Genomic DNA, 23823 nt, shown 5'->3' with positions numbered 1-23823 from the left:
AATTTTATTATTTTAGCATACTTTTAATTTAGATTTTGAAGTTTATTCTTGATGAAATATACTTTCATAACTAAAACTGTAATTAATACAATACCGAATATAATGATTAAAGTTTCTTTTATGTGATTTGGGAAAAGTATACAACAAACAAAAAAACCGCTAAAGATGATATCGCATAAGACTATTAGAGTTAAAAATCCGCTTTTGTTCTCAATATTAATATATTGGTAAAAAGCAATGCATCCAATAATCCAGGAAATGTTAAAAAGTAAAGAAATAAGATTTTGAAAAATGAAACTGCCATTATTAGAAATCATGTGAATGGCAAGAAAAATACAGCCAATCATAAAAATAGCAATTGCTGTCTTTATAATCTTCAAAGTAGCCTCACTTTTTCTTGTCCATATGCTGTTCATTTCTAAAATAACATTGTTTTCTTCGCCAAAATTTTTTAAAACAATTTGTATACTTTCTTCTTCACTGAAACCTTGATTTTGAAGCTCTGACACCTCATCATTCAGGTTTGACGTCAGTTCCTCCTTAAGTATTTGGATATCCTTGTCAGATCCATTGAATTTGCTGCAAATACGTTTTACATACAAATCAATTTTATTCATTAATATTCACCCCCAAAAAATGATCTAATAATTCCCTAAGAGCCATCCATTCCTGAACTTTTTCTCCGAAAAAATTCAAACCTTCTTGTGTAATTCTGTAATAACGTCTTCTTCCACCGCCAGTATTTTCATCGTCATTCCAGTATCCTTCCAGGTAATTTCTCTTTTCCATTCTTTTTAAGGATACATATAAAGTTGCTTCCTTCATCTGAAAGTTTTTATTTGCCTGCTTTATTGTTTTTCCAATTTCATACCCGTACATATCTTTATGTTTTAAAACTGATAAAACGATTATATCAATATATCCTTTTAATAATTCCTTTTCAAATTCCATTAGAACAGCACTCCTAACTAAATTAGTTCATCATACAAAGTACGTCATAGTATAATATAGCTCTTTACTATATTATAAGGCATACTACTTAATAATATCAAGTACTTTTGTAAAAATTTTCTTTTATTGTTTATACATATAAAACTTTTCAAAAATAATAAAAATAGGTGCAGCTAATTTTACACAGCTGCACCTATTTTATACTATAGATACTCTATCTTATGCCAAGAACTCTGTTTATTTTACTGCAATGTCCCTATTTTGCGTCATATACCTAAATCATATAATTTCATAGAATTGTTTTCTCCACCAAATCCATTAGTTCTCTGATTTTTAGCCTTGCTCTTAGACGTATTAGAATTATTCCATTTACTATCTGGAACAACCTTTCCATTTTGCTTAATCCAATTGGCAATATCATTATTCGAGTTGCTTCCAGAACCCCCGAAACCCATAAAGCCTCTGCCATTGCCTGTATTTACCAAAGCATACCTTACAGCTCCATCACTAACTAATTTTTTGAACTGGTCTACTGTAAGTATAGGATCTGATCCACTAAATCCTCCAAGTGCCATTACAGGTTGGCCAGTTTTAAGTATTAAATCCGAACCATAAGAATTAGCTGAAGGCACTACAACAAGATACTTTTCATTTGTTTTATTATTCTCTAAGAATTTTATGAGTTTTGAGTTATTGGTGTTACCCATATCTCTTTGCTGATTACTCCTTGCAAGCTCCAATCCAGCTGACGGACTGCTTCCATTCATTTTGTAAACCATTGGGGTAAATGACCACACTGTAGGAGCAACTAAAATTCCTATAAAAGCAATACTAGCCAGTGTTTTACTTAATGCTGTATTATTACTAAAACCTGAACTTTTCTCTTTACTTCTAATTAAATTAATTATACATAATATTAGTGAAGATATAATGCATAAAATCCCTGTTATTATAATTATAATCTTGTACCCACTTGATCTATTATAATTATAAGATAAAATGAGTATCTCAGCACAACCATTTGCAATAAGTCCTATTGGTAAAATCCATGATTTTAAGCCACCTTCCTTATAAAATGTCCACATAGCTGATAATCCAATTCCAGTTAAAGCTGCAATAGATGGTGCCATTGTTGTTAAATAGTATGTATGCGTTACATTTTTTGAAAAACTAAAATATATGAACTCAGGCAATAACCACATAACCCATAATATTAGAGATAACTTTCTTTTACTATCAAAGGGAGCCTTTAACTTTTCCTTTATGGCTGCAACAATAAATCCAATCACAGCAAATAATAAAAACCAGGATATTTGATCTGACATGTTGCCATTACCAAATAATCTAAAAATACCGGACTTTGAGTTAGATCTCATACCACCTTGTGCATTATTAAAATATGGCTTGTTTTTATTTAATTCATTTTTTAATGTTTCTTGCTGCTTTTTACCTTTACCAGCATTTTTCCCGTTTATTCCAATTCTTTCTAATCCATTATGACCTATTATAAGTTGCATAACTGTATTATTGGTACTACTTCCTATATAAGGTCTGCTGCTTGCTGGCACCAAATCTACAACTATAGCCCAGGATAGTGATACTACTAAAAGTACAACTGTACCTAAAATAAGATCCTTTATTTTCTTCTTAAAACTCATAGTAGAAGCAAGAAGATATGTTATATATATAGCAGGTGCTACCATATAGGCTTCAACCATTTTTATATTAAATCCTATGCCTATAAGAACCAAACTCAATATAAGATAACCAATTTTACCTCTTTCAGCAGCTATCTGTGCAGCTAAACATGCTAGCAATAAAAACATAACAAGCAAATTATCAATAGTATTGTTTCTAGCTGCTGCTACAGATATTGGTGTTACTGCAAGACACAATGCTGCAATAAGTCCTGCCGAAGCTCCAAAAGATCTTTTAACAATATAATATATAATTACAACAGAAATTACTCCTGCAAGAGCCTGTGGAAGAATTATACTCCATCCACTAAATCCAAATATTTTTGCAGATATAGTTTGAATCCAAAAGCCTAAAGGTGGTTTATCAATGGTTACAAAACCTGCTGGGTCAAAAGATGCAAAAAAGAAATTTTTAAAATTCATCATCATACTTTTTACACCTGCAGCATAAAAAGTATTTGCATTTCCTTCTATACCCAAATTAGCAAAATTCAACACTGCAGATAATATTAAAATTAATAATAAAAAAACTCAACTTTCGCACATAAAAATTAAGGCGAAAGCCTTCAGAATAAACACATAAAGCAAAAAAACATTCCTTTTGGTATAATAGAATTGCTAAAAACACCACACCAAAGAAAGGAATGTTTCTTATGAATACTATTATATCAAATGATACTACTGATAAACAATTTAATTTTACTATAAATAGATTTTTTAAAGACAACAAAATTGGACATATACTTAGGCAATGCAATTTTTCTAAAGAAAAAGGATTTTCATGTATTAAAATATTTCAATATATTTTTATGCTTGTTTTTACTGGAAAAAACTTATTTAGAAACTTGGAGTCTGGAAAAAATAATCAATTTTCAAAGGATACTGTATATAGATTTCTTAATTCACCAAACTTTAATTGGAGAAAGTTTTTGTTTTTACTTTCTTCATCAATCATAAAAAATATTATTGTACCACTTACTTCAAAAGATAGAGTTAATGTACTTGTAGTTGATGACTCTTTATACAGTAGGTGCAGGAGCAAATCTGTTGAACTTCTTGCAAGAGTTCATGACCATGTTGAACATAAATATGTCAAAGGCTTTCGCCTTCTCACCCTTGGTTGGTCAGATGGCAATACTTTTTTACCTCTTGCTTTCACTCTGCTTTCTTCCGAAAAGGAGAAAAACAGACTTTGTCCTGAAAACCACAATATTGATAAAAGAACCAATGGTTCTAAACTTCGTAAGGAGGCTGTTTTAAAGTCACCTGAGGTTATGATTAGTTTACTTAAACAAGTTTCAAAATATGCTATTCCTGCATCATATGTTCTTTTTGACAGTTGGTTTACGTACCCAAAAACTCTTATACAGATTTTAGAACTCAAACTTAATACTATTGCTATGGTCAAAGCAATGCCAAGGGTTTACTACAATTACAACGGTAAGTTATTGAACCTTAAAAATCTCTATGCTAATTTAAGAAAAAAGCGTGGTAAGGCAAAAATTCTTTCTTCTGTTATTGTAGGTATTGGCTCTGACAAAAATAGTAATGAGGTAAAAGCAAAAATTGTATTTGTAAGAGATAGAAACAGAAGTAGAAAATGGCTTGCTTTAATTTCTACAAATATATCCTTAGATGACAATGAGATAATAAGAATTTATGGAAAACGCTGGGATATAGAGGTTTTCTTTAAAATGAACAAGTCTTTTCTAAAACTCGCTAAAGAGTTTCAAGGGCGTTCTTATGATTCCATGGTTTCACATACTTCTATAGTTTTTACCAGATACATTATGCTTACTTTAGAGAGCCGTAAGAATAATGACGTTAGAACTATTGGTGGTTTTTTTTATCAATGCTGTGATGAACTTCAAGATATCCAATTTTGTGAAGTAATGAATATTATTATAGATATTCTAAAAAGTGTATTAACTGAAAAACTTCTTCTTTCAAAGAACGTTATTGACTCAATAATAGATAGTTTTATTGCTGCTTTGCCTTGTTATATCAAGGAGAAATTAGTCTTTTTGTCCTGCGAAAGTTGAGTAAAAAAATGCTTTCTCTTGTAAATTTAATTTTTTTATTCACTATACCAACCTTCTTTCAAGTAAATATGAATAATCTGGTTCTAATTTATTCAAATTAAATTTACATTACAAATATGTTATTTGAGTGTCAAATTTATTAACAATGTGAAAATCGCATTTTGGGCATTAAGCTAATTTTAATTCTTTAATAAACTTTTTTACATTTTCAATTATATCATCTTTACTTTTTCCAGCCTCTATCTTTTTAATTACTGCACTTCCCACAATTATTCCTTCACAATAAGGCTTGAATTTTGCAGCCATCTCTGCTGAGGATATTCCAAATCCAAGTGCCTTTGGAACATTCGTATAACTTGAAATTATATTCATATATTCCTCAATATCAGTATTTATGCTGCTTCTCGTACCTGTAACACCATTTACAGAAACACAGTATACAAATCCACCTGCATCTTTTACTATCTTTTCTATTCTCTCTTTTGAAGTAGGTGCTACTAGTGGAATAAGATGTACATTATATTCTTTTCCAATAGCTGCAATGTCCTTTCTCTCTTCTATAGGAAGATCTGGTATTATAATTCCATCCACACCGCACTGGCTGCACTCTCTTATAAACTTTTCCATACCATACTTGAATATGGAATTATAGTAAACAAGATACACTAAAGGTATTTCTGTTTTCTCCCTTATCTTTTTTACCGTATCCATTATGCCTGCTATTTTCGTTCCGCCTTTAAGGGATCTATTTGAAGATGCCTGTATAGTAGGCCCATCTGCCAGAGGATCTGAATAAGGTATTCCAAGTTCTATTATATCTGCTCCTGCCTCCTCCATTGCAATTACTAATTCTACAGTAGTGTCTAAATCTGGATCTCCAGAAGTTATAAACGGTATTAGAGCTTTTTCTCCTCTTTCCTTTAGCTTTGAAAATTTCAAATCTATTCTATTCATTATAGTTCCACCCCCATTATATTAGCTATAGTATTTATATCCTTGTCCCCTCTTCCAGATAAATTTACAATGATTATTTTATCCTTGCTGAGTTTTGGAGCAAGCTTCATTGCATAAGCCAGGGCATGAGAGCTTTCAAGTGCTGGAATTATTCCCTCAACCTGCGACAAGTAGGTAAATGCATTCACTGCTTCTTTATCTGTAGCTGATTCATAAGTTGCCCTTTTTATATCATGATAATATGCGTGTTCCGGTCCTATTCCCGGATAATCAAGTCCTGCTGATATAGAATAAGCTGGAAGTATTTGACCGTCATCATCTTGAAGTACATAAGTCATCATACCATGAATTACCCCTACAGAGCCCTTTGATATAGTGGCTGCATGTTCATTTGTGTCAAGTCCTTTTCCTGCTGCTTCTACCCCTACCAAATTTACAGAAGTATCTTCTACAAATGGATAAAAAATTCCCATAGAATTACTCCCGCCGCCTACACAAGCTATGACATAATCAGGAAGTCTCCCTTCCTTCTCCAGAATCTGCTTTCTAGCTTCATCCCCAATTACCCTTTGAAAATCCCTGACCATAGTTGGATAAGGATGCGGTCCCATTACAGAACCTATTACATAAAAGGTATCTTCTATATTTGACACCCAATTTCTCATAGCTTCATTTACAGCATCTTTAAGTGTTCCCGTTCCCGAAGTTACAGAAGTGACTTTTGATCCTAATATTTTCATCTTAAATACATTAAGAGCTTGTCTTCTTATGTCTTCTTCACCCATAAATACTTCACATTCCATGCCAAAGATAGCAGCTGCTGTAGCTGTAGCTACCCCATGCTGTCCAGCTCCTGTTTCAGCTATAACCCTTTTTTTACCCATTCTCCTTGCAAGGAGCACCTGTCCTAGTGCATTGTTTATTTTATGTGCTCCCGTATGATTTAAGTCTTCTCTTTTAAGATATATTTTTGCTCCACCTAATTTTTTAGTAAAATTCTTTGCAAAATACAGTGGATTTTCTCTTCCCACATAATCTTTAAGGTAGTACTTATATTCCTCTATAAATTTTTCATCTTTTATTGCTTTGTTAAACTCCTTTTCAAGCTGCATAACTGCATTCATTATTGTTTCTGGTACATACTGTCCTCCAAATTTTCCAAATCTTCCATCCATTAAAAATTCCTCACTTTCTTTATAAATTCATCTATTTTTTCAAAACTCTTTATACCATTTTCTTCAACCCCGCTGGATACATCTACTGCATAGGGCTTTACACATTCTAAAGCAGTATTTATGTTATCTTGATTAAGACCTCCTGCGAGTACCAATTTCTTATTTATATTTAAGTTTTTCAATACATTCCAATTAAAGTTTATGCCCGTTCCTCCAGTCTTTCCTCCTACACTGCTATCTACAAGCACTGCTTCCACATTATAATTTGATATTTTATCTATCTTGTGTTTTACATTATCTAATATATCTTTTCCATCAACACTTACACTTTTCCATATTTTAAATGGATACAAGCTTTTTATATAACTTTCATCTTCCCTTCCATGAAGCTGGATTACATCTAACTTCAACATTTCTGCTGTATTTTTCACTTCTTCCAAACTATTGTTTTGAAAAATTCCCACTGGCCTTATCTTTTTATCTAAATTTTTAATAAGCTCTTCTGCTAATTTTAAAGTAACCTGCCTTTTGCTTTTACAAAACACAAATCCGGCGTAATCTGGAAGGAGCTTGTTTAAAATTTCTACATCTTCAATTCGCCTTATACCACATATCTTTACTAAAGTCATAAATTCACCCTTTTCAAAACTTGGACTGTTTTACAAAATCTCTTAACTTGTACTCATCTTTAATATTTCTCATAAAAGTTTCTCCTATAAGCACCGCACTTACGCCTAATCCTTTTAAATATCTTATATCTTCTGGAGCCTTTATGGCACTTTCAGACACTACCAAAGCTTCCTTCGGTATTTTCTTTATAATTCTTTCTGTATTTTTCAAGTCTTCTGTAAAATCTTTTAAGTTTCTATTGTTAATTCCTACAATGGAACATCCAGCTTCAAGTGCAATTTCAAGTTCCTCTTCATCATGGACTTCCACCAGACATTGAAGTCCAATACTTTGTGCTAAATTGTAATAATCTTTTAATTTATCTTTTAAGATGGCTGTTATAAGCAAAATAGCATCTGCACCTATAAATTTGGATTGATATATTTGATAGGTATCAATTATAAAATCCTTTCTCAAAATGGGCTTTGAATTTACCTCTTTTACTTTACTTATATATTTATCACTTCCCTTAAAGAAATTTTTTTCTGTAAGTACAGACACTGCATCTATATCTATGCTTTCATATATTTTAGCTGTACTTACCGGATCAAAATCTTCTACAATAATACCTTTTGAAGGTGATGCTTTCTTTATCTCTGCAATGATAGATATCTTTTCTTTGCCAAGTGCTTTTCTAAAATCTCTTGTAACTTTGCTGCTGCATCCTTCTATTATTTTAGTAAGAGGCATATTTTGTTTTTCAAATTCCAATTGAGGTCTTTTAGCTTTCACTATTTCATCAAGTATCATTTTTTCATGCCTCCTAAAAATTATTACTGCACTTTATGAGTTCATTCATCTTTTCATAAGCTTTTTTAGAATCTATAATACCTTCTGCCATCTTCACTCCTTCTTCCATGCTTTCACATGCTTTTCCAACATATAAAGCTGCTGCACTGTTTAAAACTACAATATCTCTTCTAGCACCTTTTTCTCCTTGAAAAATTTCCCGTATAAGTGCTGCATTTTCTTCAGCAGTATATCCTTTTATGGCATCCATACTGCATACATTAATTTCAAAATCTTCTGGATTTATTTTATAATCTGATATTTTTCCATCTTTTAATTCACTCACATAGGTATTACAAGTAGTAGTTATTTCATCAAGTCCATCTTCTCCACAAACTACCATAGCCCTTTCACAGCCTAAATTTGAAAGTACTTTTGCCGCTGTGTGAGTTAAATTCTTATCATATACTCCAAGTACCTGGCCTTTTACAAAAGCTGGATTCGTAAGTGGGCCTAGTAAATTAAATACTGTTCTTATACCCAATTGCTTTCTTGGACCGGCTACATTTTTCATTGCACGGTGGTACTTTTGAGCAAACAAGAATGCCATACCACTTTTATCAATACAATTGGAAACATATTTTGGTTCTAAATTTATATTAAAGCCTAACTTTTCAAGTACATCTGCACTTCCACTTTTACTTGATACTGCTCTGTTGCCGTGTTTTGCCACTTTCACTCCTGCAGCTGCAGCTACAAAGGATACTGCTGTGGATATATTGAATGTTCTTCCTCCATCCCCTCCTGTTCCACAAGTATCAATAACATACTCTGACTCTAGTTTTAAATTCTCCGCATTATCCCTCATCGCCCTTGCAAATCCTGTTATTTCTTCTGCAGTTTCACCTTTCATTCTCAAGGCTGCTAGAAAAGCTCCTATTTGAGAATCTTCTGCATTTCCCTGCATTATTTCATTCATAGCTTCATAGGCTTCACTTTCCTCCAAATTACTTTTACATATGATTCTCTCTATTGTCTGCTGTAACATTACAAATCCCCCCCAAAAAATTTTTTATTATTTGCTTTCCCTTCTCTGTAAGAATTGATTCCGGATGAAATTGGAGTCCATAAACTTCATATTTCCTGTGCTTCACAGCCATTATCTCTTTGTCATCCAAACTTTCTGCTGTCACCTCAAGTTCTTCTGGTAAAGTACCTTTCTCTATTATAAGAGAGTGATATCTCATAACATTTATAGAATTTTCCAAATTTTTAAATAATTTATTTGGAACTATGCTTATTTCTGATGTCTTTCCATGCATTATATTGTTTGCTCTCACTACTTTTCCACCATAAGCACATCCAATAGCCTGATGCCCAAGGCATATCCCCAGAATAGGGATTTTACCCCCGAATTTTTTTACAACCTTTATACATATACCTGCATTTTCAGGAATACCTGGTCCCGGGGAAAGTATTATTCCTTCAGGATTTAACCTCTCTATCTCATCCAGTGATATTTTGTCATTTCTAAAAACTTTTATATCCTTATATATTTCACCAATATACTGGTAAAGATTATAAGTAAATGAATCATAATTATCTATTAAAAGTATCATCTTATATCACCTCTATCATAGCCATAGCTTTATTTAATGTTTCCTGATATTCTCTTTCTGGAACAGAGTCATACACAATTCCTGCACCAGCTTGAACGTACGCATGACCATCTTTAAAGAGTATGGTTCTTATTGCAATGCAGGTATCCATGTTTCCATTAAGTGAAAAGTATCCAACTGCACCAGCATATATACCTCTTTTAGTATCTTCAAGCTCATCAATTATCTCCATAGCCCTTATTTTAGGTGCTCCAGATACAGTTCCTACAGGCAAACAAGATATTAATCCATCTAAATATCCCAAATCTTTTCTCAAATCTCCTGAAACCTTGGAAACTATATGCATAACATGAGAGTAAAAATCTACATCCATAAATCTATCTAGTTTTACACTTCCAAACTCACTTATTTTCCCTATGTCATTTCTCCCAAGATCAACTAACATCACGTGTTCCGCTCTTTCCTTTTCATCTTCTAACAATTCTTTTTTTAATTTTAAATCCTCTTCCAAAGTTTTTCCCCTAGGTCTTGCACCCGCTATAGGGTTAGTCATAACCCGTCCATTCTTTACACTTACTAAGCTTTCTGGAGAGGAACCTGCTACTTTAAATTCTTCAAAATCTATATAAAAAAGATAAGGTGAAGGATTTTTAGCTCTTAATCTTCTGTATACTTCAAAGGGATCCGAAGTACTTTCAAATTTCAGCCTTTGTGACAAAACTACCTGAAATATATCCCCAGCTTTTATGTATTCTTTTGCTTCTTCTACCATGCTGCAGTATTTTTCTTTTGAAACGTTCGATGTAAATTTTTTGCATTCTTTAACTTCTGAAAGTTTATGAATAACATTACTTGTACATATCATATCTTTCAAACTTTCCAGAGAGTCTACAATACTTTCGTAAGAACTTTCATCCTCTTCTGCCACATTGTAAATAAAATAAACTTCATGTTTAAAATGGTCATAGCATACAAAAGTCTTGTAAAACATAAGGTATGATTCTGGTGTTTTTAAAGAATCTTCATTTTCATTGGGCAGCTTCTCATACTGCCTTATCACATCATATCCTGCATAACCTATAGCTCCTCCTGTAAATGGTATAGAAAGTCCAAGGCTATCATAAGGTACATTTAAATATTTTTTTATATAATCCAGTACTTTTCCCTGAACACTTCTTACTCCGCTTTTATCTTCTACACGTATTTCATTTCCGCAGCTTTTTATCTTCCTATAGGGATTCATTCCTGCAAAAGAATATCTTCCTATTTCATTTTCAGAATATATACTTTCAAATAAGAATTTATTTTTTCCTTCCAAGCTATAGTAAATACCTATAGGGGTAATCTCATCTCCATTTATTTTTATAAATAAAGGGAAGGTCTTTTTCAAATTTTTATAATAATAAAATTCTTCTTTTTTAAGATTGATCACAAAATACCACCTCTTTGATTTAAATTTATACAAAAAAGGCCATTTCATCCTTAAACTGGGACGAAATGACCGCGTTGCCACCCAAATTAGCCTCTATTTATGGTGAATTTTTTTTAAATAAAAAACATCTCATCCTTAAAGGACGAAATGTTAAATTTCGTTATGCCACCTAAATACAAACTATCTTTTCCAGGTACAGATTTACTCGATACCCTGTCCTTTTAACGGTAGACTACCGGTTTTTGCTACTATAATTTTGCATTACACCTCCAAGACCCATTCAATACAGACTACAGTACTTGGCTTACACTACCCCAAATTCGCTTAAACTAAATTTCCATATTTACTATTTCTTTTCACAGGTTTTATATTACTAACTTGTTTTATATATTAAAGCTTTTTTTCCACGTTGTCAATACTAATTTTTAAATCTTTTGCCTTTTCTTTTTGAAATATATTTTTGGGAATGTGATGGAAAATGCCAGGAGCAAAATACTTAAAATATTTCCATATATATTAATTACAGCATAGTATAAACTCATGGATACAACTTTAAGAAGTATAGCACCCAAAATTACCTGACTTAGATTACCAAATCCCCATATTGCAGTAAGAAACCTCCACACAAATTTATGGTCTTTATCATTTTTCATCTTTTCTGGAGCATTTTTTAAATAACTTTGCTCTACTATTACTTCAATCAAAGATTTTCTAGACAATAAGGATAAAAAGAAGATTAAAGAAACCAAGGCGTTTCCAACCAGAGGAGATACAAAATAAAAGGCAGCATTTTTAGAAATAGCACTTCCCACCAAACCAATTCCTGAGAAAGCTGCAGCAATTGCCGCTAAAGCATTAAGTTTTTTCGTTTTAATAAAATTTATTATAACAACACCTATGCTCCACAAACCAGAAAATATGATTCCACTAAGAGTCATTTCAAATTTATCAAAAACATAAAATATTACAACAGGTACTATAGCACTTACAACAAAATCCCTATTAAATACATTTCTCAATATGGAACCTTTATTTTTCACACCATCGGCATATGACTTTTCCATAGCTAACCTCCAATTTATTCATTCCAATTTTTATTTGCATTCTTTAAATACGTTTCCGTATCAATAACATCCCTATCAAGTATAGCTTGTGTATCATCTTTTACATATCCACACTTTATAACTTCTTCTCCAGCTTTTTCTACCGCCTTAAAGAAAGGTTCATACAATTTTTTCACCATATCGTTATCTTTAGAAGCTGCAAGTACTCCACCTTTATCACTTAAAATTGCCGCTGCAAGATTTCCCTTAGTCATAACTTTAAAAGTTTCAAGTAAACCGGAAAAATTATATCTGCCGGGAAAACCACAATTTGAGATTAAAACAGTCTTTACTGGATCTTTTCTAAATCGACGAATATGAGAATATTTTTCATCTTTTTTAACCATTTCACCCTTATTCATAGGCAGCATACGATCCATAAAATCTTTCATTATTCCAGTTACAGTAAAATAATATAGAGGAGTTGCATATACCATTACATCTGTTTCTTTTATTTTGTCTAGCAATTCACTCATATCATCCTTATAAACACATTTTCCAGGAGTCTTTGTCCAACATGTAAAACAGCCTCTACAGTGATTTATCTTTTTATCCTTAAGATATATAGTTTCTACATCTGCTCCTGCTTTCGAGCATCCTTTAAGGAAATTTTCTAAAATAACTTCTGTATTTCCCTGTTCTCCCCTTGGACTTCCATTTAAAGCTAACACTTTCATTTTATACATCTCCTTAATCCTAATCTATCAATCTTCTATATCTTTTAAACTTTTCAGTGTTTCATCACACCACTTTAATTTTGCCTCTTCAGTATATTTTCCAAACCTAACAGTCGACTTCCACAAAGCTAAATTTTTTTCATCTAATTTTATCTTTCCTGTGTTAAATGCATCTTCAATTTTCGAATATTCCTCAAATTCTTTTTCACACTCTTCTTTTACACTCTCAATTTTTTGAATGACATTTTGCGTAGGTACATTTCCTGAAAGAGATATCTTCAGCAAAAGCTCTGACCTGTTAGGAACTCTTTCTACAGGAAGCATGATCCACTCTCTTAGTTCTTTTCTGCCCTTTTCTGTAATGGAATAAACATTTTTACTGGGTCTTCCTTCTGTCTGCTCAACCTGTTTTGTTATAAGTTTTTCTTCTTCCATTTTCTTTAGTACAGGATATATATGTCCATAATTCTCATTCCAAAAATAGTTTATAGAAGAATCACAAAATTTTTTAATATCATATCCAGACCCTGATATATGACTAAGTACTCCCAAAATAGCATATTTTGTTTTATTTACTTTTGACAATTCAATCTCACCTCTGTTTTATATATCACTATGATATATTATGTTATTTATTATATCATAGTGATATATAAAATCAATATTTAAATTAAATTTTAATAACAGTACTTACAAATAATAATTTAATCATAGTAACATCAATGGCTTAAGTATTAAACTATTATATGACTATTAAATACTGTTAAATGTGTATTAAATATCAATCAATTGCTGTCTTATATTTAATTTAGCTATAGAAAGTAGTATACTTAAAATATATTTGGGATGGCATAGACAAGGATATTGGAATTCCTGAAAATGCTGTTCTTCGCATCAGCTATAAACAGCAAAGAGATATTGAAAAACTGCAGTTTAAAATTTTTTGAAATTTACGTGAGGATTATAAGTTAGAACCAACTCAGAAGGAGATACCTTCATATTAAATTTTAGGAGGAATGAATTTTGAAAAACATTTCAAACGGGCTTCGCATGATTCTTATGATTGGATGCTGTGGAGCTCTGGCAATATTTAGTTCTACCATATCAAAATCTCCTATTTTACCCATATTTGCAAAAAGTTTAGGAGCAACTGGTATACAAATTGGCTGGATTGCATCAGCATCGACTATACCCGGAATTTTGATAAGCTATCTCGCAGGAGATTTGGCTGATCGTTTTGGATACAAGAAAATTCTTATAGGTTCCTTATTAATATTTGCCAGTGCACCTTTTCTTTATCTACTGGTGAATGATCCTTTGCAGCTTGGCGTTGTTCGTTTCTATCACGGTTTTGCAACAGCTGCATTTGGTCCTGTGGCCATGGCTACTATTGCCGCCTTTAGCAGTAAGAATACTGGAGAAAATTTATCTCTTTATTCCTCTGCAACAATAATTGGCCGTGCCTTGGCTCCAACTGTTGGTGGTACAGCCTATCAAAATGGTGGATATGTAAGTGTCTATCTTATTGCAGGTATTGCAGGTATTTTGGCTTTAACCTTTGCAATTCGGTTTTTTCATAAATCAAAAGATACCGAAAATAAAGAAACTGCTAAAGTAAAAAAATATAAGTCAGAAAATATTTCTTTCTTTAAAAAATTATGGAGATTGCTTAACTATCGTCCACTTCTTCTAGTGGGAATACTTGAAGCTTGTACGTACTTTGCCTACGGTGCATTTGAAATGATATTTCCACTATATGCAAAACAACTTTATATGTCTACAGGTGAAATTGGTATTCTGCTGGGTATACAATTAGTTGGAATAATTCTGTTCAAACCACTGTTTGGCAGAGCATCAGATCAATTGGGACGTCTGCCTATGATGGTTACAGGTCTGCTAACATGCAGTATATCCTTCTTTCTTCTGGCCATTTTGAAATCCACATTTGCCATTATTCCTTTAATATTCATATATGGACTTGGTTTTGCCTTAATCACTGCAAGTACCAGTGCACTAGCTGCAGATGTTGCTCACAAGGGACAACTAGGGGCCTCTCTTGGGATAATGAGTACTCTTATGGATGTCGGTCAAACTTTCGGTCCTCCGGTTATTGGCGGGATCAGCGACATATACAGCTATTCTGTTGGCATAGGTGTATTGGCAATAATATTTTTGATTGCCGCAATAGGATGCATTATCGCACTTATTAACCAGCACAGAACGAAACAGATGGCATAAATTAAAAAGTAAGTATTACTTAAAAATAAAAGCCATTCTCCAATGATGGCTTTTATTTTTTTACTCTATTTTTTTAAAGCAGTTAAAATAGGTTCAAAAGTTAAAATAACTGTTAATATAATTAACACTATAATAGTTACCCATCCTATTACATTTTTAGTTCTACCATTTACATATTCGCCCATAATATCTTTATTATTTACCATAAGCATCATACAAATTAAAACTACGGGAAGTAACACACCATTTATTATTTGTGACCATAATGTTATCTGAATTAAAGGTGCTCCTGGAATTAATATAATACCAATCCCAATAATAATTATTATAGTAAACAGTGTAAAAAACTGTGGTGCTTCTTTTAATGTTTTATTTATACCAGCTTCAAACCCAAAAGCTTCACAAATATAAAATGCTGTAGCCAAAGGTAGTATTGCAGCCGAAAAAATAGAAGCTATAAATAATCCAAAAGCAAAAATTTGAGAAGCAAAGGCTCCAGCAAGTGGCTTTAACGCTAATGCAGCATCTTTAGCCTCATTTATTTGGATTCCACTTTTATGAAGTGTTGCCCCACAAGCTACGATTATAAAGAAAGCAACTACTACTGTAATAACACTTCCAACAACAACATCCCAAAATTCGTATTTAAATTCTTCCATCTTAAGTCCTTTTTCTATAACTGCTGACTGCATATAAAACTGCATCCAGGGTGCAATAGTAGTTCCCACCATACCAATAACCGTACTTATATAGTCATAATTAGTTTCAATAGCAGGATGAATTAATGCATGTCCTATTTCATGCCAGTCTGGTCTAGCGAAAAATGCAGAGCCAACATAGGATAATAAAAATATGCTAAAAACCAAAAATAACTTTTCAGTAGTCTTATATGTACCTTTTACTACCAAAATCCATACTGCAACAGCAGCTAGTGGTACCGATATATATTTACTTACTCCAAAAATCTGCATGCTACCTGCTATACCTGCAAACTCTGTAGCTGTATTTCCTATATCTGCAATTACTAGCCCAATAAACATAAAGGAAATTACCTTAACACCAAAATTTTCTCTAATTAAATCTGCCAGCCCTTTACCTGTAACTATTCCCATTCTAGCATTCATTTCCTGCACTACAAGAAGCACAATAAAGCATGGGATTAATGACCAAAGTAATTTGTAACCATAGGTAGCACCTGCTACAGAATATGTTGTAATACCACCTGCATCATTATCTACACTACCTGTTATAATTCCAGGACCTAAAACACTTAAAAATATTAATAAATTTGCCATCCATGTTTTTCTCTTTGCATTCATCATTAGTGCCTCCATTATCTATACCTTTTATTGGACTTAGTAATTTCATAGAAAATATCATTTATATTAACAATCCCTATGATATGCATTTGTTCATCAATTACGGGTATAGAACATAGGTTATATTTTGATGCAGCATCTAAGTTAGAGAAAATAATTGCACCTGTATTTACATCAAAGTCCTCAATTATATCTGCCAGATCTGAAGGATGAATTGTGGATAGTTTATTATAACTTTTTGAAAGTAAAATGTCTTTTGAGGTAAAAGCCGTTTGAATATCATCCCATAACATTAGTTTACTTGATATTTTAAATCCTAATCTCTTTAATGGTTTAGCAATTCCAATCCTTCTTAATAGCCCATCCATACCAATATCTACTGCTGCAATAAACATACCTGATGGTAATATAACTAACCTAACATCGTTAGCTCTAACTACCTTTCTTCCATTAACATCAACAATCTGTTTGTCCAAAACATACTTTTTCAGTAACATACAGTCACCTAAATCTTTATCTTGAACTTCACTACACATTAAAACATACTGTCCTTTTTCCTTAGAAACACTGATATTATCAAAACCAATAAATTTTATTCCTTCTTTTGTTTTAACAACAGCTATGGTAACTTTTGGATTTTGAAAATTCACATCAACAGCTACATCCTTTAAAGTTCCTATTACTTCTTTACTAGTCGTATAAATTTTATTACCCAATATTCTGCTTAAATAAACGCTTGTAAATTGCATTGTATACACTCCTTTGCTTTCAGGATGCACAATGCAAATTTTTTAATGCAAGTACATCCCCTATAATATTTTTACCAATAAATCTTTAAGTTTTATATCATTGCATTTATGACACGGGTCACCGTCCATTAAATTCATCACTCTCCTTAACTTGGTAATTTATCCAATAAAAAAATCTCTTCGCAACAAAATGAAGAGATTGGATTCTTAATAAATTCCAAGACAAAAAATAGTACATCTTCACTCGTTGAGCTTTGACTCTGTAAAGCTTAGATCATAAGCATTCATATTTCTATGAATGTTGTCAGCTACATTAAGTAAAACCTTAATCCGGTAGTACCTGCTCACCCATTGGCGTCTCTCGACATTTCTGGGCAGTAGCGTATGTCTGTACAGTAATCTCACCTAACAATGTTATTAAATTATATTTTTAATTAGTAATAATCCGTTTCTTATTATATACATATATTCCTTAGTTGTAAATATTTTTTAAGAAATCAAATGTTAAAAATATGTTACTTAGAAAATATACTGCCTCAAAATGTATTTTGAGACAGCATCTAATTCTTCTAATTTACTTTTATATAACAATTAGTAAAATAATATCAATTAAAGAATTCAATTATACCAAGTGCTATTAACAATATGCCTGAAATTAATGGTGCATATTTACCAAATAATTTACCCAATACATGATTACCTACAACTTCACCAATTATAATTGTAAGAATACTTAATATAAATGTAAATATGACTGTAAATTGAATACTAACTCCTGTTATACTAGCTGCTATGCCAGTACCTAAATTGTTAAAGGTCAACCCAAATGCTATAAGAAGAGCTTCTTTTATATTTATATCACCGGAGTTGTCCAAATCTGACTTTTCGGCATATTCAATCATATCATTAATGTCTTTTAAAGCAAGTTCATTTGATTTTTTATTATTTATAAGTTTTATTATACTTTGTGTTATAAAATATACTCCCAATATAGCAATGGCTATAGAACCTAATGCATTTGCTATAGAGTGAGGTAAAAATTTTGATATATACACCCCAAGTGACATTGATAGAAATGTTCCTGTACAAGTTATAACTGCTATTGCAAGGTTAGGAACTACTCCTATCTTTATTTTCTTTATTCCATAAGCAATACCTACAACTACATTATCTAGGTTAGAGGATAAACTAAACAATAATGCAGATAAAATTAATGTCATGCATAGTCCCCTTTTTTATTCTTTCCTTTTTAGTATATGACTTTAAACTTTTAGTGTGCTTAGGAGTTCAAGAAAAGGAGATGTTTTAAATACATTGCAGTTCCAAGATAAAGTATATATAAAAAATTTACTGGGGATATTATAAGTACACAATTAAAAATGGAAGTGACTCAATTGCGAAAAAAGCAAAAAAGCAAAAGAACTCATAAAGTAAAAAAGCATACACTACTCAAAGTTTTTTCTGTATTTATAATAGTTATATTACTCTTTTGTATTAAGTATTTATTTATAGCAGTATCACTCTATAATGATGCGTCAGCTAAAGTAAATTCTATATCATATAGTACTTTTCATGGAAATCAAACAACTTATTTGTATGATTCAAAGAATACTGTAATAAATAAACTATATGGTTCAAAAAATTCTCTATATTTAACATCTTTTTATATACCTCAAGCTGTAAAAAATTCCTTTATATCTATAGAAGACAAAGATTATTTTAATCATGGTGCTTTTAGTATAAAGGCAAATCTCAGAGCTTTATATTCTATTATAAAAAGCAAGGGAAAAATTACACAGGGTGGAAGTACAATTACACAGCAGTTAGCAAGGACTGTGTTTTTAAATTTTGACAAAACTTATAAAAGGAAATTAGAAGAAATAATAATTGCTATAAAATTAGATCAAAAATATACTAAACAACAAATCCTAGAATTTTATATTAATAATATTAATTTTGCCAATAATGCTTATGGAATTGAGGGAGCTTCAAGAAGATATTTTAACAAAAGTTGTAATGAACTTAATTTATCAGAAATATGTTTTTTAGCTGCAATACCTAATAATCCTACTTACTATAACCCTATAAGGAATATAAACAATACATTAAAACGTAGAGATCTTATCCTATTATCAATGAGGGAAAATAATTATATTACAGATTATCAGTACACTACAGCAATTAACTATAAAATTGTATTAAATCCAGAAAAATATGATGGAAATGTATGGGTTGAATCCTATGCCCTTAATTGTGCTGCAAGGGTGCTTATGAAGCTAAATGGATTCCAATTTAAAAATACATTCGATACACAGCAGGATATGGCTAGTTATGATAAAAATTATTCTAATGTATATAACGAATGTATAAATGACATCCGCACTAATGGATATAAAATTTATACTTCTATAGATATGGATAAACAAAAACTTTTACAAGATTCCTTAGATAATGGTCTCCTAGATTTTACAGAGCAAAATAGAGGAATATATTCTCTGCAGGGTTCATCCGTTTCAATAGATAATGAAACTGGATATGTTATAGCAATAGTAGGTGGTAGAACAAGTCCCGAGAAAGATTATTTGAATAGAGCATTTCAGTGCTTTAGACAGCCTGGTTCATCTTTTAAACCTTTGGCAGTTTATACTCCTGCCTTTGAAAAAGGATATGATGACACAACTATTATAAATGACCATTATATAAATGGAGGTCCTCATAATGATGGTGATGTTTATATGGGAGATATATCTATAAGAACAGCTGTGCAAATGTCATTAAATAGTGTTGCATACCAAGTATTTAATGACATAACGCCTACTTATGGATTATCCTTCGTAAGGGATATGGATTTTAATAAAATTGTAAAAAAAGATTACACTCTATCTGCTGCATTAGGCGGTTTAACTTATGGAGTAACTCCCATAGAAATGGCCTCTGCTTATTCAACACTTGCAAGGGGAGGAGAATTTATTGCTCCTACATGCATACGTAGTATTGTAAATAGCCAGGGAGAAACTATTTATGAAAATAACTTAGGAAAAAGAAGGGTATATAACTATAATGCAAGTTATTTAATGTCGGATATTTTAAAAGGCACTTTAGAAAATACCTGGGGTACTGCATATAATGTAAGGCTTGATGGAATTACTAGTGCTGCTAAGACTGGTACAACAAGTAACCAGAAGGATGGTTGGTTATGCGGATATTCTGCTTACTATACTACAGTAGTGTGGGTTGGATATGATATACCAAGGTATGTTGATAACTTATATGGTGGAACATACCCAGGGCAAATTTGGCATAACTATATGCAGCAGGTACATTCAGGATTACAAGACAAGGATTTTTATACACCTTAGATAAAAAATATTTAATAAGTATTAAAAACAATTTTTCTATAATACATTTTGATAAAACATTGCAACCTTTTCCATAAATCCTTCTTGTAAAATTATAAAAATTTATTTTGAGCACAAAATACCAAGTATGACTCCTGCTATAACATCTGTTGGATAGTGAACATATAAATACATTCTGGATAAAACTATTAAAAATGCTATTCCTATAAATATCAACTTATACTCAGTAAAATACATGGATAACACTTCTGCAGCAGCAAAGGAAGACAAAATATGTCCTGAAGGGAAAGAATAAGATATGGGCTTTGAAATCAACATATTCAAACTATTTTGCTGATTACATGGCCTAGTTCGTCTTACTATGTGTTTCACTATTCCTTCTCCAGTAATTGTGCTCACAATTAATGTTAATATCACTACACTTCCAACCATCCTATACGGTTTATCTAATATTAAAATAATAGCTATAATAATCCAAACAATACCCAGGTTACCCATATCTGTCACTATAGTCATCAACATATCTATATATTTAAGACATAATAAAGCTGCACCCCTATCAACTATAGGAATGCAGCTTAAAAATAATTTAAAATTACTCTCGCCTAATGCATTAACTTTGTACATATGCTTTATTATAATTTTTCATATTATAGTTTCTAAATGATTCTTCTAATTCTTCCAAAGATTTATTGCGCGTTTCTGGTACAAATTTATAAGTAAATAATATATCAATAACGCCAAATACTACAAATACAATAAACGAACAAGTTAATCCAACTGTCTTCAATAATATAGGATACATAAACCCAACACAAAACGTACCTATCCATAAAAAGAATGTTGCAATTCCCATACCTAAGCCTCTTACTCTTAGTGGGAAAATTTCAGACATTTCTAACCACGTTACAGGACCAATAGTTCCTTGAAAAAAAGCCAAAAAAATCATAGTTAAAGCAATAACTAAAAAAGGAAGTAACACTGATCCTGTTAACTTAAACGTAACTATAGACAATGCAGCCATTGATAAAGTAGTAGCAGTATATCCTAATAATAACATAGTCCTACGATTAAACCTATTGGCCAAAAATTTCATATAAACCAATGCCGAAATAACAGACACTATTCCATTTCCTATATTAGCAATTAAAGCTGCTTTAACTCCAAATCCAGACTGCTCCAAAATCGTTGTACCATAATACATAACTATATTTACTCCAGCAATCTGCTGTGCTACACCTATACCAATACCAATTAATACAAGACGTCGAATCCATGGAGTACTTATATCCTTAAAAGTTACTTTTCCCAAACCTTTATCTTCCTTTATGTTATTTTGTATTAATTTAAGTTCTTTTTGTGCTTCTACTTCATCACGGATCATTTTTAAAACCTCAAGTGATTTAGCAGTTTTTCCTTTTGCAGCAAGCCATCTTGGTGTTTCTGGAACCAATAACATCCCAAACCATAATGCAACTGCTGGAATAGTAGCTATAGCTATCATATACCTCCATATTGCCGGGTTTTCAAAGATATTTCCTAAAATAGCATTAAATATGTAAGCTAACAGCTGTCCTAATACAATCATAAATTGATCTTGTGAAACAATACTTCCTCTAATGCTTGAGGGGGCCATTTCTGACAAAAAAGTTGGTACAATAGCTGATGCTCCACCTACTGCTAATCCTAATATAAATCTGCAAGCAATAATAACTGATGCAGTTGGTGAAAGTGCGCATCCTAAAGTTGCAAAGAAAAAAATTACCGCAAGTGCTCTAAGCAGCTTTCTTCTTCCATATTTATCAGATAAGCGTCCTGTAAACACTGCTCCTAAAGCTGCTCCTAAAGTTAGAGAACTTGTAACAGCACCTTGAGTAACAGCTGTTAAATTCAATTGATCTTTTCTTGACATAAAAGTAAGTGAGCCATTTATAACTCCTGTATCATATCCAAATAAAAGTCCTCCGAATGTTGATATAATAGATATCTTTTTCAAAAGCCTTGATTTTTGTATGTTAGAAGCCTGTACCATTTTAAATCATCTCTCCTATCATTTTTATAATGGTCATTTGTTTATTATATGTTGAGTATCTTCTGATTAAATGTTATCACTCTTCTTATAACTTAGTCAACATTTTACCATAATATCCTTTTTATTTATTCATAACTAGGTTTATTCTACTTAACTTGTAAATAACATCTTCTCAATTATTTACTTTTAATAATTTTTATATATAATTATATTTAGACTATGAATATATTCCCTGTAAAACTTACCAATGCTTTATGATGTTTTACTACTAACATATTAAATTTAGATTTTTGAAAGGTATGGTATTATGAAATCAAAGAGAATAAACCAGATAGAGGAATATGTATTAAATAAAAATACTGTAACCTTAGATACCTTAACTGATGTTTTTAATGTATCCAAAAACACTATACGTAGAGACATACAGGAACTAATTAAAAGAGGAAACATAAAAAAAGTATATGGAGGTGTTGCATCAAATTCTAAACTGTTATCACCATTTAATGAAAATCAAGTAGAAAATACCTACACTAAGGGTTTAATAGCAAAAGCTGCTTCACGTTTTGTTAAAGATGGAGATATAATATTTATAGATTCAGGTACAACAACTTTAAATATGGGAGATTTTTTGAAGGATAAAAATAACCTTACTATAGTAACAAATAATCTAAACTTTATCATAAACTGCTTAAAATATACTAACTTGAACATAATTTCAACTGGAGGAACATTAAATCGAGAAACAAATTCTTTTTCAGGAATAGATTCTTTAAACCTGCTTAAAAATTATAATATAAATAAAGCCTTTATGAATGCCACAGGAATATCCTTAACTAATGGAGTTACAAATTCTTCTCCACTTGAAAGTGAAATAAAAAAAATTGCAGTAAAAAAAAGCAGTGAAGTATTTATACTTGCAGATTATTCAAAATTTGATATTTGTTCTCTAGTAACTTACTGTGATCTAGATGATATAGATTACTTAATAACAGATAAGTTTCCACCTGAAGCGTATAACCAATTAATTGAAAAAAGTTCTATAGAATTAATTGTCTCAGAACAATTATAAAAATGAAGG

22 protein-coding genes and 1 riboswitch are annotated in these 23823 nt (G+C 31.5%); of the genes, 4 read left to right on the top strand and 18 right to left on the bottom strand.

The annotated features are described in order from the left end of the window. Nucleotides 1–23 precede the first annotated feature (23 nt). The 3 genes from B5S50_RS19295 to B5S50_RS19285 form a co-directional block, all read right to left on the bottom strand. Complete coding sequence (locus B5S50_RS19295; RefSeq protein ID WP_217302601.1) at nucleotides 24–617, bottom strand: permease prefix domain 1-containing protein; 594 nt, start codon at nucleotides 615–617, stop codon at nucleotides 24–26. Then, complete coding sequence (locus tag B5S50_RS19290) at nucleotides 610–951, bottom strand: PadR family transcriptional regulator (protein ID WP_217302600.1); 342 nt, start codon at nucleotides 949–951, stop codon at nucleotides 610–612. Before B5S50_RS19290 ends, B5S50_RS19295 begins: the two co-directional genes overlap by 8 nt. A gap of 266 nt (nucleotides 952–1217) precedes the next feature. Next, nucleotides 1218–3146, bottom strand: coding sequence for a glycosyltransferase family 39 protein (locus B5S50_RS19285; RefSeq protein WP_254306626.1), 1929 nt, complete (start codon nucleotides 3144–3146; stop codon nucleotides 1218–1220). 155 nt (nucleotides 3147–3301) lie between these two features. Here B5S50_RS19285 and B5S50_RS19280 point away from each other — a divergent pair, with 155 nt between their 5' ends. Next, the gene (locus B5S50_RS19280; protein WP_217302540.1) at nucleotides 3302–4690 is read left to right on the top strand and encodes a transposase; all 1389 of its coding nucleotides are present in this window, start codon (nucleotides 3302–3304) and stop codon (nucleotides 4688–4690) included. Between the two features lie 168 nt (nucleotides 4691–4858). Here B5S50_RS19280 and trpA read toward each other — a convergent pair whose 3' ends face one another. The 10 genes from trpA to B5S50_RS19230 all read right to left on the bottom strand — a co-directional run bounded on the left by trpA (nucleotide 4859) and on the right by B5S50_RS19230 (nucleotide 13633). Further along, the gene (gene trpA, locus B5S50_RS19275; protein WP_217302599.1) at nucleotides 4859–5644 is read right to left on the bottom strand and encodes a tryptophan synthase subunit alpha; all 786 of its coding nucleotides are present in this window, start codon (nucleotides 5642–5644) and stop codon (nucleotides 4859–4861) included. Beyond that, nucleotides 5644–6819, bottom strand: a complete 1176-nt coding sequence (gene trpB, locus B5S50_RS19270; RefSeq protein WP_217302598.1) for a tryptophan synthase subunit beta — start codon at nucleotides 6817–6819, stop codon at nucleotides 5644–5646. Before trpB ends, trpA begins: the two co-directional genes overlap by 1 nt. Further along, nucleotides 6819–7448, bottom strand: a complete 630-nt coding sequence (locus B5S50_RS19265) for a phosphoribosylanthranilate isomerase (RefSeq protein ID WP_065079389.1) — start codon at nucleotides 7446–7448, stop codon at nucleotides 6819–6821. The genes trpB and B5S50_RS19265 overlap by 1 nt, the downstream gene beginning before the upstream one ends. Nucleotides 7449–7461: 13 nt before the next feature. Then, a complete protein-coding gene (gene trpC / locus B5S50_RS19260) occupies nucleotides 7462–8238 on the bottom strand; it encodes an indole-3-glycerol phosphate synthase TrpC (protein WP_217302597.1) in 777 nt (258 codons plus the stop codon). Between the two features lie 13 nt (nucleotides 8239–8251). Continuing rightward, on the bottom strand, nucleotides 8252–9265 hold the full coding sequence (gene trpD / locus B5S50_RS19255; protein ID WP_217302596.1) for an anthranilate phosphoribosyltransferase: 1014 nt from the start codon (nucleotides 9263–9265) through the stop codon (nucleotides 8252–8254). Further along, entirely contained in the window at nucleotides 9231–9836 is a 606-nt protein-coding gene (locus tag B5S50_RS19250; RefSeq protein WP_217302595.1) for an aminodeoxychorismate/anthranilate synthase component II, read from the bottom strand. Before B5S50_RS19250 ends, trpD begins: the two co-directional genes overlap by 35 nt. A gap of 1 nt (nucleotide 9837) precedes the next feature. Continuing rightward, nucleotides 9838–11268, bottom strand: a complete 1431-nt coding sequence (trpE, locus tag B5S50_RS19245; protein ID WP_217302594.1) for an anthranilate synthase component I — start codon at nucleotides 11266–11268, stop codon at nucleotides 9838–9840. Nucleotides 11269–11693: 425 nt separating this feature from the next. Beyond that, on the bottom strand, nucleotides 11694–12332 hold the full coding sequence (locus tag B5S50_RS19240) for a VC0807 family protein (RefSeq protein ID WP_217302593.1): 639 nt from the start codon (nucleotides 12330–12332) through the stop codon (nucleotides 11694–11696). A 14-nt stretch (nucleotides 12333–12346) separates the two neighbouring features. Next, the gene (locus tag B5S50_RS19235) at nucleotides 12347–13048 is read right to left on the bottom strand and encodes a flavodoxin family protein (RefSeq protein ID WP_217302592.1); all 702 of its coding nucleotides are present in this window, start codon (nucleotides 13046–13048) and stop codon (nucleotides 12347–12349) included. 27 nt (nucleotides 13049–13075) lie between these two features. Further along, a complete protein-coding gene (locus B5S50_RS19230) occupies nucleotides 13076–13633 on the bottom strand; it encodes a PadR family transcriptional regulator (protein WP_217302591.1) in 558 nt (185 codons plus the stop codon). A 438-nt stretch (nucleotides 13634–14071) separates the two neighbouring features. Here B5S50_RS19230 and B5S50_RS19225 point away from each other — a divergent pair, with 438 nt between their 5' ends. Beyond that, entirely contained in the window at nucleotides 14072–15286 is a 1215-nt protein-coding gene (locus B5S50_RS19225; RefSeq protein ID WP_083985779.1) for an MFS transporter, read from the top strand. A gap of 65 nt (nucleotides 15287–15351) precedes the next feature. Here B5S50_RS19225 and B5S50_RS19220 read toward each other — a convergent pair whose 3' ends face one another. From B5S50_RS19220 to B5S50_RS19210, 3 genes are all read right to left on the bottom strand, one after another. Then, nucleotides 15352–16605, bottom strand: a complete 1254-nt coding sequence (locus B5S50_RS19220) for an Nramp family divalent metal transporter (RefSeq protein WP_154105011.1) — start codon at nucleotides 16603–16605, stop codon at nucleotides 15352–15354. A gap of 14 nt (nucleotides 16606–16619) precedes the next feature. Further along, nucleotides 16620–17354, bottom strand: a complete 735-nt coding sequence (locus B5S50_RS19215; protein ID WP_065079380.1) for a PRC-barrel domain-containing protein — start codon at nucleotides 17352–17354, stop codon at nucleotides 16620–16622. A 232-nt stretch (nucleotides 17355–17586) separates the two neighbouring features. Next, nucleotides 17587–17774: riboswitch (M-box (ykoK) riboswitch) on the bottom strand. A 185-nt stretch (nucleotides 17775–17959) separates the two neighbouring features. Then, entirely contained in the window at nucleotides 17960–18574 is a 615-nt protein-coding gene (locus B5S50_RS19210; RefSeq protein ID WP_217302590.1) for a manganese efflux pump, read from the bottom strand. A gap of 174 nt (nucleotides 18575–18748) precedes the next feature. Here B5S50_RS19210 and B5S50_RS19205 point away from each other — a divergent pair, with 174 nt between their 5' ends. Then, complete coding sequence (locus B5S50_RS19205; RefSeq protein WP_217302589.1) at nucleotides 18749–20713, top strand: transglycosylase domain-containing protein; 1965 nt, start codon at nucleotides 18749–18751, stop codon at nucleotides 20711–20713. A gap of 102 nt (nucleotides 20714–20815) precedes the next feature. Here B5S50_RS19205 and B5S50_RS19200 read toward each other — a convergent pair whose 3' ends face one another. Then, nucleotides 20816–21340, bottom strand: coding sequence for a phosphatase PAP2 family protein (locus tag B5S50_RS19200; protein ID WP_217302588.1), 525 nt, complete (start codon nucleotides 21338–21340; stop codon nucleotides 20816–20818). Next, the gene (locus B5S50_RS19195) at nucleotides 21327–22745 is read right to left on the bottom strand and encodes a sugar porter family MFS transporter (protein ID WP_217302587.1); all 1419 of its coding nucleotides are present in this window, start codon (nucleotides 22743–22745) and stop codon (nucleotides 21327–21329) included. The genes B5S50_RS19200 and B5S50_RS19195 overlap by 14 nt, the downstream gene beginning before the upstream one ends. 307 nt (nucleotides 22746–23052) lie before the next feature. On the opposite strand from B5S50_RS19195, the gene B5S50_RS19190 reads away from it, so the two are divergent. Then, nucleotides 23053–23814, top strand: coding sequence for a DeoR/GlpR family DNA-binding transcription regulator (locus B5S50_RS19190; protein ID WP_217302586.1), 762 nt, complete (start codon nucleotides 23053–23055; stop codon nucleotides 23812–23814). Nucleotides 23815–23823: the final 9 nt, after the last annotated feature.

The sequence above is a fragment of the Clostridium sp. 001 genome (genome assembly GCF_019056555.1).
GTDB classification, from domain to species: Bacteria; Bacillota; Clostridia; order Clostridiales; family Clostridiaceae; genus Clostridium_B; species Clostridium_B ragsdalei.
This window is presented reverse-complemented; position numbering and strand designations above follow the sequence as displayed.